The sequence below is a fragment of the Dehalococcoides sp. genome (genome assembly GCF_041654235.1).
Taxonomy (GTDB): domain Bacteria; phylum Chloroflexota; class Dehalococcoidia; order Dehalococcoidales; family Dehalococcoidaceae; genus Dehalococcoides; species Dehalococcoides mccartyi_B.
Genome location: NZ_JBAZDW010000043.1, coordinates 1 through 11,605, shown reverse-complemented (window position 1 = coordinate 11,605; position 11,605 = coordinate 1). Strand labels below are relative to the sequence as shown.

Genomic DNA, 11,605 nt, shown 5'->3' with positions numbered 1-11,605 from the left:
GATGAGACAATGTACAAAAGTAACAGACTGATAACACCTACTGTCAGGCATGAATCAGCAATATTGAAAGTAGGGAAGTCTCCCACCCGTATGAAGTCAGTAACATAGCCCAGCCGCACCCGGTCAATCAGGTTGCCCACTGTACCAGCCAGAATCACCCCCAAGGCTATCAAACCGGGGCGGGTGTCTAAAAACGGCAGCTTTTTCCTTATAAAAAAGGCGGTCATTGCCAGTATTACTCCCAGAACGCTGGCGGCAATAAGCCACTCTATATGTCCCCGAAAGATACTGAAAGCCGCACCGGTATTGTGTACGTGGACAATCTGAAAAAAACCGCTTTCCGGTATGGATGTGCCTGTGGCAAGGTTAGCGGTGATAATAAATTTGCTTAACTGGTCAGCCAAAATGCCGCAAGCGGTGCTGACAAAAAATACTAATCCCCTGGTCATTAACCCCCAACCCTTTTAAACCTGATTTAGTAAGACTTAGCTGATTTGGACTTGCACTGCATACACAGTCTGGCCTGTGGCAAAGCCTCAAGTCTGGCAGGGTCTATCGGCTCTTTGCACATTTCGCACAAGCCGTAAATACCCCGGGTATATTTATCCAGGGCATACTCAGTTTCGGCAATCTGGTCAAGCAGTTTCTTTTCCATAGCCAGCCCATTTTCAAGGTCGGCTGTTTCGGTTGCCTCTTCTTCACGTTTGCCAAAAGGGCTTCCTTCACGCCGGTCTTCGGATACACGTAAAGCACGCATTTGTTCAATCTGGTCAGTCAGCCTTTTAAGGTCAGCCTCCAGGCGTGAACGATATATCGGGCTTAATCCACTATTTTTCTTTGCCACCATCGGGTCCTCCTGGTTGCTATGATAACTTCGGGTATGCTTCGGTAATGTGCCGGTTTGCCGAAAATTCCGAATGAGAAACTTAAATCCGGTTTTTAACTTAGCATTCGGGAAGAAGCCCGCCTGAAATCTGCCCGGCCTCTCCGCTATGCGTAAAAAACAAACTACCCAAGCGTGATTTTTTATATCCCCTAATAACAACAAAGCCAAAACAGGAGGTGTTTCGCTTCATGGTTTCAGTGTAGTCTATAAAACCCAAATAAGCAAGATAAAATATTAGTGCATAGCTTTGAAGGAGATGTTGTGTTCTGCCGTCTCCAAGCCTTATAATCTTGGGCGTATGGCTGAACTTAATTTAAATGTAGACATCGCCCCTTACAATCCCCGCCAGCTCAGGCTTTCAAACCCTGTTATGGCGGCTTCCGGAACTTTCGGCTATGGTGACGAATACCCCCACCTGTTTGACCGCAACCGTCTGGGTGCCATTGTCTGCAAGGCTACCACCCTGAAACCGCGGGAGGGAAACCCCCAGCCGCGCATAGCCGAAACCCCTAACGGCATGCTGAATTCTATAGGACTGCAAAATATGGGGGTAGAGGCGGTTATCCGTGACAAAGCACCCCAGTGGTATACCTGGGATGTGCCTGTGATAGTAAACATTGCCGCTGAGAGTATAGAAGACTATGCCGAACTTGCCCGCCGTTTGGACAAAGTGCCCGGGGTAAGCGGTATAGAGGTAAATATCAGCTGTCCCAATGTAAAGTGCGGCTGTATAGAGTTTGGCTCTTCTCCCGAATCTGCCGCCAGAGTGACTGACGTAGTCAGGAATGCTACTACCCTGCCTCTTATCGTAAAACTTACCCCCAATACCAGCAGCATTACCGAACTGGCTAAGGCGGTGGCAGATGCCGGGGCAGATGCAATTTCACTTATAAACACCCTTCGGGGTATGCGCATAGATATCAAAAAACGGCGTCCCGTGTTGGGTAACCATACCGGAGGGCTCTCAGGCCCGGCTATAAAACCGGTGGCTATCAGCATGGTATATCAGGTAGCGGGTGCGGTAAACGTACCGGTTATCGGGGGGGGAGGCATTATGAATGCTGAAGATGCTCTGGAGTTCCTGATGGCCGGGGCAACTGCAATTCAGATAGGCACTGCCAATTTGGTCAACCCGCGCGCCCCCATGGATATACTTGAAGGGCTGGAAGCCTATGCCAAAGCTGAGGGGTTAAAGAGCATAAGGGAAATAGTAGGGGTAGCCAGAGGCTAGTTTATTTATCTGCCAGCATCTGACCCAGTTCATAAGCCTTCTTGAGGGTATCGGACTGGGACTGGATAGCACCCAGATTGTCCACTCCGCTTACCAGCAGTTCGTATGAATATTTTATATTCAGTACTGCAAAGAAAGACCTCATGGTAGCTCTGGCACCTTCAAAAACCTCACCGTTTTTCATGCCGCCGGTTGCCATAAACATACCCTTGCGTTCACGCTCATCACCCAAGGGGGAGGCTTTCAGTTTGTACTTGCGTGCCCAGAGTGACTGGCAGCGGTCTATCATAACCTTAAGTTGTGAGCTGACACCCATAAAGTGGATAGGGCTGGAAACTATTATGCGGTCAGCCTTTTCCATCTGGCTTATTACTTCGTCCATATCATCGCGGTAACGGCACTCACCGGTATAAAAACAGTCATCACAGGCAGGGCAGTGACCTATAGTCAGGTCTGACAGGTAAATAATATGGGTTTCCGCCCCTTTGTCTTTGGCACCCTTTATAGCTTCGTGCAGCAGGGTGTCGCTGTTGCCTCCCAAACGGGGACTGCCTGATAAACCCAGTACTCTCATTTCAGTATCTCCCGTATATGTTTCATGGCTATATCCTGATGGGATTTCATAACTGCTTCGGCGGCGGTTTCATGGTGGTCATACCCCAGCAGGTGGAGTACCCCGTGAATCAGCAAAAAGGCTAGTTCATGGTTGACGCTGTGGCCGGCAGCACCAGCCTGAAGCTCCGCCTGCGGATAAGAGATTATCACTTCTCCCAAATGGGTGGCTTCATCAGGAGGGGTGGGAAAATCATCCGGTGCGGTCAGGTTTTCGGGGTTTTCCTCCAGCATATAAAACGAAAGCACATCTGTAGGTTCATCAAGCTGGCGGTATTTACAGTTGAGTTCTTTTATTTCTTCCTGCCCGGTAATAACAATACCCAGTTCCGAACTTGGGTCTGCGGCTTGGGCTTTAAGGGTTTCAGAGGCTATTTTTTTTAGAAATTGGGCGGATACCAGTTTTTTAAAAGGCGGTTTAACTATTATATTTATTTCCATATGTCTAGATAATATCACAGCCCCAAAAGGGGCACAATCGGGGTTTAAAGGAGAGCTTGTTTTAAAGCGGCTTTTGTTGAAAGCGAATACATGCTATAATGCTGGTTCAGTTTGTATAAAATTACGGAGTAAATATAATGGCTTGTAAAACCGAGAAGATTGAAAATACCAAAACCGCTCAGGAACTGCCTGACCTGAAGACTTTTATGACCGGCGTAAACAAAAAAGACAAGGTCAGCGGTCTGAAGATCCACTTTGCTTTCTGCAACCGTAAACGCCACGGTTAGTTTTCAAAAAGTTTTTTCTTAGTAACTTATAAACGGGTGGCCGTTGCGCTGGAAATCAGGGATATAGTAATCCTTGGCTTCCGGTTCTTGAAGCCACCCGTTTTCTATTCCCAAAATATCCAGCATGTTTATGGCGGTGCGGTATTCGGCCGTAGATATAGTCCGGGCAAGCGGGGGCATATCCAAAGCCCGGTGGCAGGGGTAGTACTGTGCCATAAGGCTGACGGTAATTTCAGTTGATAAATCCGCTATCCACATAAGTGATTCTTTACTGCCGGCCAGATCATTCGGCAGGATAAGGTGGCGTACAATAAGCCCCCTCTCGGCAATGCCTTCGGCATTATAACGCACCCGTCCTACCTGGCGGAACATTTCCCGTATGGCGGCACGGGCGTGGCTGACATAGTCTGGGCAACCGGAAATTTGGCGTGCCCATTCATCATTGGAATATTTCAAATCCGGCAGATATATATCTACTACCCCGTCCAGCTCATAAAGTGTTTCCAGAGAGTCATAGGCGTTGGTATTGTAAACAATAGGCACCTTCAGTCCCAAGGGTACGGCTTCTATTATGGTGCGGAGCATCTGGGGTACGAAGTGCGAGGGCGATACGAAGTTTATATTATGCACACCCTTGGTATTCTGGAGGTCTATAATCTGTCCGGCCAGAGTCTGGCAGTCCGTCAGGTTGGATTTTTGGCTTTCAAAGTCCTGGCTTATCTGGTGATTCTGGCAAAAGGCACAGCGCAGGTTGCAATTGGAGAAAAAGACCGTGCCGGAGCCGTTATCGCCGGATATAGCCGGCTCTTCACCCAGATGGTCGCATACCGAAGCCACTATGGGGGCGTTTCCGCTGTGGCAGTACCCGCCTTCGGCGTTTAAAAGGCGGTTTACCCCGCACTTTCTGGGGCAAAGGTCACACTCCGCCATGCGCTCATCAAGCCGCATGAGCCTCTTTTGTAGCTCTCCGGATTTATAAAGCTCAAGGTATCTGGGAATGTATTCGGAAGTTTCCTGATTCAACCTAAATCCTTCCCTGCAGTTTCAAGGCTTTTTCAATAGTTTTGCGTAAAGATTCAGTTTCGGCTTCGGTTTTCATGCCCAAAGCGTTTATTATAAACGGCCAGGCTTCTTCTTCAGTTACCCGGTCAACCTTAGTGCCGTCATTCTTCTTTACAATCCTGCGGAACAGGGGGCGGTTATCTATGGAATCCCAGTAGGGAATGGTGCCTATCTTTATCAACCAGTTTATAGCTTCTTCTTTATTTACCTGCTGGCTCATATATATTTACTCCTCGTTAATTTAAGTCTTTTTAAAAAATAAGGCAGTATCAGTGCTGGCGGGGAGGCGGGATAAACGAGGAGTGACCTATTGTCATATTCAGCAGACCTCTATGCCAAGTTTATTTGCCAGCGCTTTCAGGCTGTTACTTACAGCCAAAGCGGCATCATCTACTGATTTATACCCCTTTTTGGCATTTTCATCAAGTAAATTTTCAAGGTCTGGCAAGGGCAATAACTGGACGGCACGGCAGTAAAATGCCTTCTTGCGGCCGTCATTATATTTATCAATCAGGGTTTTCAGAAGGGCTTCTTTGCGTATGCAGGTATCTGCAAAGGCTTCAAATCCTGTTCCTTTTATTTTTATTAGATTGGCTATGCGGTTTTGGTATGAAGGATAACCGGGCTGGTCTTTGATAACTGTTTTTAGTCGGGTAATGCGGTTACAGGTATCTATTTCGGGGCAAAGTCCGCAGCTCTCCAATCTTCCATGTTTAAATGCACAGCTGATAAACCCGCAGGAGGGGTGTTTTTCAGAGAAATCCTTGCCGGCACAGCCCGGACAGCGTGATGAGCCGATGGTGTGGTAACGCGGGCAGGCGTAACAGTCCAGCCCGCACAGGGCAATACCGGGATGTTCCTTTTGAAAATTAAAACCCTGGTTTGCCATTAAACCACTTCTCCAAACCCGTTTTTTCAATAGCTGTCAGGTTTGCCAGTTGCAACTCACCATGAACCTGCTTCAGAAAGTCCAGTTTCCGGCAAGCTGGATAGTCAGTGCATTGCCAGCTAACTGCTATCTATTTTAAATGGTAACAGTTTCCGCAATAGAGCCCGCAATAACATAGCCTGCCCATTTACTCTATTAGCTGGTTAGCTCCTCTGGAAAGGCATTTCAGACAGTCTGGCAATAGCCATGGCTATCCGCCCGAGGCATCTTTGCCTGCCCAGCACTTCCATTGTCTGGAAAAGGGGAGGGGCAACCTGCTGGCCGGTGGAAGCGGTGCGGAGCATGCCAAACAGCTGTCCCGGCTTTAGTTCCAGTTCGGCAGCCAGCGGGCGGATATGTTCTTCCATACTGGCGGCATCAAAGTTAGGCAAAGCTTCCAGACGGGCATTTGCCGCTTTCAAGGCGGACAAACTGGTTTCTTTGGTCAGTTTCTTGTCGATAAGCAAAGCTGGGTCATAGCTGATATCATCTGAATATATAAACCAGCAAAGTTCTGCAAGCTCATTCAGTTTCTTGGCCCGTTCTTGTATCAGAGGCATAACTTTTACGGTATAGTCAAGGTTTAAGTGACCGGATGCGGCAATGCGTACATCTTTTTCCAAGAACGGCATAGCCCGGCAGGCAAGGTCTTGGGCAGAAAGTGTGCGGATATAAATGCCGTTCATCCAGTCCAGCTTTTCATAGTTGAAAATGGCGGCAGTTTTGCTGACCTTTTCCAGACAGAAATACTCTATCAGCTGTTCACGGCTGAATAGCTCGGTTTTGTCATCATAAGCCCATCCCAGCAGGGACAGGAAATTCACCATGGTTTCAGGCAGATAGCCGGCCTGTTTGTATTCTATAGTTGAAGTAGCACCATGCCGTTTAGAAAGTTTGGAACGGTCTGGTCCAAGTATCATGGGTAAGTGGGCGTACAGGGGCGGGGTATAGCCCAAAGCCTTATATAACATAAGGTGTTTGGGGGTGGAGGGCAGCCATTCTTCCGCCCGCAGGACATGGCTTATCTGCATGGCATGGTCATCTACCACACTGGCCAGGTGATAGGTGGGGAAGCCATCTGATTTTAATATGACAAAGTCGTCCTGTTTGGCATTATCAAAGGTAACCTCCCCCCGTATAAGGTCGGTAAAGGCAGTTTGCCCGTCCAGCGGTATTTTAAAGCGGATAACCGCACCTTCTTTTTGTCCCAGACCCCTATCACGGCAACAGCGGTCATAACCCGGGGGTTCTTTGCGGGCTATCTGGTCTTCCCGCATTTTATCCAGCTTTTCGGAAGAACAGTGGCAGTAATAGGCCTTGCCTTCGGCAACCAGTTTTTCAGCGGCCTTCCGGTAAAGAGGGAGTCTTTCTGATTGGTAGTAGGGGCCGTAATCCCCGCCTTTGTCCGGGCCTTCGTCCCAGTCCAATCCCAGCCAATTCAGGCTTTCCAGTATGGATTCCACCGCCCCTTCCACATAGCGTTCACGGTCAGTGTCTTCTATCCGGACAATAAATTTGCCGCCATTGTGTCTGGCAAACAGCCAGTTGAACATAGCAGTGCGGATATTGCCCAGATGGGGGTAGCCGGTGGGGCTGGGGGCGTAGCGTACTCTCACTTCGTTTGTCATCTTGTTCCTGCCTTATAAATACAGCCTGCCCTAACGGGAAAGGCGTTTTGATAGTGAACTTCAGGTAGCCTGAGGAGCGGTAACCTCAGGCGGTTTGGGTAGTTTGACTACTACTGTATCAGCCATTTTATCATGCCAGCCCTGTTTGCGGCGGTCACAGGCAATCCAGAAAAACCCCAGACCTAAAGGTAAGGTTGATACAATAAGCCCTAGAAAACGGATAATGGAGTTTCCTAAAGAAACCCCTGAACCATCTACCCTGATAACCTTTATCTGGGCAATCATCATGCCGGGGGTTTGACCGCGCCAGTACCAGAAAAATACAAAGTAAGCCACCATGGCTAATAATGAAAGTACGTTTGAAAAAGCTATAATCGGGGCTGCCAGCCACCAAATACCTGACAGACTGTCTATGTTCCAGAAAACAGGTATTTCAAACCAGTGTACAGGTACAAAGGCTGAAGAGATTATGCTGATGATTATATTATCTATGATAAATGCTCCGAAACGCCGCCAGAAGCCGGCAAATTCCAGAGCCAAAGGGCTTTTCAAGTGGATCATTATTGGTACACACTCCTGCCAGACCTGGCTGTGGGTATTATACATCTAAACAAGGCTTAATCCTAGTAACCCAAAGGCAGGGCTAAGGCTATTGGGGATTGGCGAAAGTTCTCCGAAGCAGATTTTACCCGTACTTGTCTTCGGGAAAAATACTGACAAGTTTATTTTGGCAATGGTTTTATCTTTTATTCCATGGGTATTATTATGTCAGTGACTGCCCGGCTGAAACCTTCAGGCCCTACCCCTTTGACGTAACTGGGGTTACGCAAACGCATCTTGTGCCACTTGTTGCCGGGGCGTTGCACCAGTATGGGTGAGTCCACTGTCTCCAGCATGGAGTAGTCATTTTCGCTGTCACCCAGACCAAAGGTATGGATATTGCCGAAATTCAGGCGGAACAACTCGTTCAGTATCTTGATAGCTTTGCCTTTGTCATTGCCGCCGGTGACCTCGTAAAAACGCCCTCCGAAACTATATTCCAGTCCGCTTTGTTGTATATGGTTCAGAACCATATTGGTGCTTCGTTTGTCACCCTCTATATGTACGGTTTCACTGTACTCCCGTTGTTTGGCAAGTTCAGCTTGTTTCAGGTTAAGGTCAGTAAGGCGGCTCACATCTTCAACAGACATATCCCCGAAGCTGGTAATGAATATATTACCGGCCTTTTCAGAGTTTTCTATTTCGGCGCAGGCGGCAGCCAGCGCCTTTTTAAGGATATGGCGGATATCTTTATAGGCCATCCCCAGTTCAATTACCAGATAATTACCGGCTATCCTGTCATAGGCGAAAGGCAGGCGGAAATAATCTTTGGGGATAAATATAGCCCCCCCGTTTTCAGTTATAAAGGGGTCTTTTATACCTAATTCGTTGCGGTACAGGTCTTGCTCGCCCATGGTTTTGGCGGAACAGAATACCAAAGGAAGTTGTTTGTCTTTTAACAAACGCAGGGCATCAAGTGCGGTTGAATACGAATAGGTTAAGGGGTTCAGCAGAGTGCCGTCCAAGTCTGTATAGACAATCTTTTTGAACTGGCCTAATGAAGGCAAACGGGACGGGCGTCCTGCCCGCGAAAAAAGCTCTCCATCCGGCAGGATAATTTGGGGCAGATACTTTTCAATTATGGCTGAAAATTTCGGCAAGTCCATTTTCTGGGGAGGGGGAATCAGCTTTATCTGAGGTATCTGTGTGTCGGCATCGAAACCCTCCATCCCTGCCAGTTGGGTTTCAATCATTTTCCGGCCGGCATCATCTGCCAGCGGGCTGTGATATATGACCGCCAGGCTGGGTAAAAGCATATCCTGAAGCAGGTGGTCACCGCCCTTGTCCTCGTGCAGGTGGGGGTTAATGGTTTCAGTCTGGAGTATTTCCACTCCCTCTTCGGCCACTTCCCTGTCTTCTATAGGCAGTATACCGCTGAACTGTTCCAGTATAGACATAATCTCTTTGGTTTCCACCGCATAGCCGGTGCCGTAGGTCAGGCGTTTAGCCAGCTCTATACTCATGGCATGTTCACCGGCATTGCCGGTTTTGATAATCTCGGTTTCAAATTTGCCTTTGCTGGATATCAGGTGGTTCAGGTGTTTATTGGTAACCTCGGACACTCGCCCCCAGCGTTTGAAATAAAGGTCTCCCACCAGCTTGGGTTTGTATTTCCAGAGTATGCGTACCATGGAATAAGGTGACTGAGCCAGATTAAAACCGGTAGCGAAGTGCTTGGCGTATTCCCAGACTGCCCCCGGTATGTAATTGTCGGTATCTATGAAACCCACATAGTCACGCCCGCTGAACATGGTCAGTATAATGCCCAGTATCATGCCTTCAGCCTTGCCGCTGCGGATAAGCCCGTCTTCACCCAGCAGTTCAGGGTAGCCGGCATCTGCAATGGCATTGGCCAGTTCGGGGTTTTTCTGGTGGACTACGAAAGCCTGGCGGTGGGTAATGCGGCAAAAGCGGTTGACAATATCTTTTTCGTTTTTAAAATTGTCTACTTCCTGTTTGGAGCTGTTGCTGATAACTATCATCAGGCAGTCATGGGGTATGCCGCTTAGTACACCTTCAAACACCTTTAGGTCTTCGTCCTTTATGGGCAGAACAATAGCCATTTTCTTTTCAACGTCTGAAATAGCTTGCTGGTCCACAATCTCCACTTCGCGGCTTTCCTGAAGATGGGGCAGGTTGGAAGCTCCGGAATCAAGTTCTAAAAAACGCCTTACGCCGTGGATGGTTACATTACCCAGATGTTCGGCGGGACGCAGGCTTTCAATTCGCATAACGGGGAAACTCCTTTAAACAGGTATAAATGCACTGTACGGCAGATATGCCTTATTCTAGGCGGAAACCGGATGGGTATCAAGGTGCTAGTGATAATCAAGAAAGGGTTTTGGTAAAAAAGCTTAGGCCAGAGCCAGATACCACTCCATAATCTGGCTGCCAAACAGCATGGCAGTTACCGCACCCACAGCCAAAAAAGGTCCGAAGGGGATAGTCTGACCCTTGCGGCGTTTGCCTGAAAGCATCAGCCCGGCTGCTGCCAGCCCGCCTAGCACTATGCCTGCAAAAATGGCCACAAAAATATTTGGGAAACCGCAGACCAGCCCGATAAAGCCGGCCATTTTTATATCCCCCTCCCCCATGCCCCCGCGTGAGGCAATATATATCAGCAGAAACAGCCCGAAACCGGTCAGCCCGCCAAAAAACGAAGATGACAGGTTTGCCAGCAGACCGTCTCCCTGAAGGTAGAGGGGCGAAAGCAGCAGTGCCAGCACCATAAAGGGATAAATAATTACGTTTAAAATAAGCCCTTTTTCCAGATCTATTACAAAAAGGGTTATAAATACGCAAAGGTACAAAAGGCTTATACCCAGTTCCACACTTGGCCCCAGCATCACCCAGAACAGACCAAACAGGCAGGCTGTGGCTATCTCTACCCACAAAGCTCTTTGAGGTATGCCCGCCCCGCAGTAACGGCAACGCCCCTTTAGAAAAATATAACTGAAAATGGGTATCAGGTCAGCAATGCCCAGCCTTTTGCCGCAGACATCACACCCGGAGCCGGGAGCAACAATGGATTTTTCAGCCGGCAGGCGGTCAGACAGCATGTTTATAAAACTGCCCAGTATAGCCCCCAAGATGAAAAAGAAAATAATCCAACTGATAAGCATGAAATATATTGTGGCTTTTTTTGGCCGAACCGTCAAGAGGGTTTATATACGAAAGTACTGGCGGGATATATACAAATGGGCACAGGGTGTATTATAATCCCAGTGTAGAGGTGTTACTATATAACTATTGACCCTATAAGGGTATATAAACTATCTTTAAAGTAACTATCATTACAAAACATGGTAAAACATAATACGAAAAACGAAAGGTGGTGAACAAACAAATGTACAATTTCATGAGGAAACTCCGCAAACACCAGAAAGGCTTCACCCTGATTGAGCTTTTGGTAGTGGTTGCCATCTTGGGTGTTTTGGCGGCCGTAGTAGTTCCCAATGTCGCTAAATTCATCGGTTCCGGTACTGAGGAAGCTGCAGCAACTGAACTGGCCAATATTCAGCTGGCCATGACAGCCTACATGGCTGATCATCCCGGAACTGCTATCACAGCGGTGACTACTGCAGTCCAAATTACTCCTGGTACTACAATACTTGGTCCCTATGTAATTAATTCATCGGCGTATACATACACATGGACAACTGAGGGTGTAGTTACGCAGGGTGCCAAGGCAACAACCGAAGAGTAATTTCTATTAATTAGCTAATTAATAAAGGCTTGCTTTACGGCAGGCCTTTATTATATTTATCGTCAGTGCAAGGGTAAACAAAAGGGGCGGTTCAGACTAACCGCCCCTTAATTTATTTCGGTAAAATGCCCTCTAGAAGAGCAGGCTCTTGCTGTTTTCAATAAGTTTTTTCCGCTTCTGGCTGCCGGGACTGCTGCTTATCAGTTTTTCCACTTCTGACGCGT

At 48.0% G+C, this 11,605-nt stretch carries 14 protein-coding genes; 3 read left to right on the top strand and 11 right to left on the bottom strand.

The annotated features are described in order from the left end of the window. Together lspA and WC259_RS06030 are read right to left on the bottom strand one after the other, a co-directional pair. Positions 1–449: signal peptidase II (gene lspA, locus WC259_RS06035; RefSeq protein WP_372643598.1), on the bottom strand; the 449-nt coding region annotated here is incomplete at its 3' end. A 26-nt stretch (positions 450–475) separates the two neighbouring features. Next, the gene (locus WC259_RS06030; protein ID WP_011309731.1) at positions 476–847 is read right to left on the bottom strand and encodes a TraR/DksA C4-type zinc finger protein; all 372 of its coding nucleotides are present in this window, start codon (positions 845–847) and stop codon (positions 476–478) included. A 295-nt stretch (positions 848–1,142) separates the two neighbouring features. Between WC259_RS06030 and WC259_RS06025 the strand changes: the two genes are divergently transcribed. Next, entirely contained in the window at positions 1,143–2,117 is a 975-nt protein-coding gene (locus WC259_RS06025; protein WP_012984479.1) for a dihydroorotate dehydrogenase, read from the top strand. A 1-nt stretch (position 2,118) separates the two neighbouring features. Here WC259_RS06025 and WC259_RS06020 read toward each other — a convergent pair whose 3' ends face one another. Then, on the bottom strand, positions 2,119–2,691 hold the full coding sequence (locus WC259_RS06020) for a flavodoxin family protein (protein WP_011309729.1): 573 nt from the start codon (positions 2,689–2,691) through the stop codon (positions 2,119–2,121). Then, positions 2,688–3,170, bottom strand: coding sequence for an rRNA maturation RNase YbeY (ybeY, locus tag WC259_RS06015; protein ID WP_012984478.1), 483 nt, complete (start codon positions 3,168–3,170; stop codon positions 2,688–2,690). Before ybeY ends, WC259_RS06020 begins: the two co-directional genes overlap by 4 nt. A gap of 137 nt (positions 3,171–3,307) precedes the next feature. Between ybeY and WC259_RS06010 the strand changes: the two genes are divergently transcribed. Then, the gene (locus WC259_RS06010; RefSeq protein WP_011309727.1) at positions 3,308–3,457 is read left to right on the top strand and encodes a hypothetical protein; all 150 of its coding nucleotides are present in this window, start codon (positions 3,308–3,310) and stop codon (positions 3,455–3,457) included. An 18-nt stretch (positions 3,458–3,475) separates the two neighbouring features. Here the strand turns inward: WC259_RS06010 and WC259_RS06005 are convergent, their stop codons facing one another. From WC259_RS06005 to WC259_RS05975, 7 genes are all read right to left on the bottom strand, one after another. Continuing rightward, positions 3,476–4,480 (bottom strand): radical SAM protein, encoded by a 1,005-nt coding sequence (locus WC259_RS06005; protein ID WP_372643593.1) that lies wholly within the window; start codon positions 4,478–4,480, stop codon positions 3,476–3,478. Between the two features lies 1 nt (position 4,481). Beyond that, positions 4,482–4,739, bottom strand: coding sequence for a hypothetical protein (locus WC259_RS06000; RefSeq protein WP_011309725.1), 258 nt, complete (start codon positions 4,737–4,739; stop codon positions 4,482–4,484). Between the two features lie 99 nt (positions 4,740–4,838). Further along, on the bottom strand, positions 4,839–5,408 hold the full coding sequence (locus tag WC259_RS05995) for a DUF3795 domain-containing protein (RefSeq protein WP_015407212.1): 570 nt from the start codon (positions 5,406–5,408) through the stop codon (positions 4,839–4,841). Positions 5,409–5,611: 203 nt separating this feature from the next. After that, positions 5,612–7,075 (bottom strand): glutamate--tRNA ligase, encoded by a 1,464-nt coding sequence (gltX, locus tag WC259_RS05990; protein ID WP_372643590.1) that lies wholly within the window; start codon positions 7,073–7,075, stop codon positions 5,612–5,614. 60 nt (positions 7,076–7,135) lie between these two features. Beyond that, positions 7,136–7,681: an RDD family protein gene (locus WC259_RS05985; protein ID WP_372643588.1), complete on the bottom strand. Its 546-nt coding sequence runs from the start codon at positions 7,679–7,681 to the stop codon at positions 7,136–7,138. Positions 7,682–7,821: 140 nt separating this feature from the next. Next, positions 7,822–9,906 carry a bifunctional mannosyl-3-phosphoglycerate synthase/mannosyl-3 phosphoglycerate phosphatase gene (locus WC259_RS05980; RefSeq protein WP_372643585.1) on the bottom strand — a complete coding sequence of 695 codons (2,085 nt, stop codon included), beginning with the start codon at positions 9,904–9,906 and terminating at the stop codon, positions 7,822–7,824. A gap of 123 nt (positions 9,907–10,029) precedes the next feature. Then, the gene (locus WC259_RS05975; RefSeq protein WP_059280163.1) at positions 10,030–10,797 is read right to left on the bottom strand and encodes an A24 family peptidase; all 768 of its coding nucleotides are present in this window, start codon (positions 10,795–10,797) and stop codon (positions 10,030–10,032) included. Between the two features lie 224 nt (positions 10,798–11,021). Here WC259_RS05975 and WC259_RS05970 point away from each other — a divergent pair, with 224 nt between their 5' ends. Beyond that, positions 11,022–11,381 (top strand): type II secretion system protein, encoded by a 360-nt coding sequence (locus WC259_RS05970; protein WP_372643582.1) that lies wholly within the window; start codon positions 11,022–11,024, stop codon positions 11,379–11,381. The last annotated feature ends 224 nt before the right edge of the window (positions 11,382–11,605 follow it).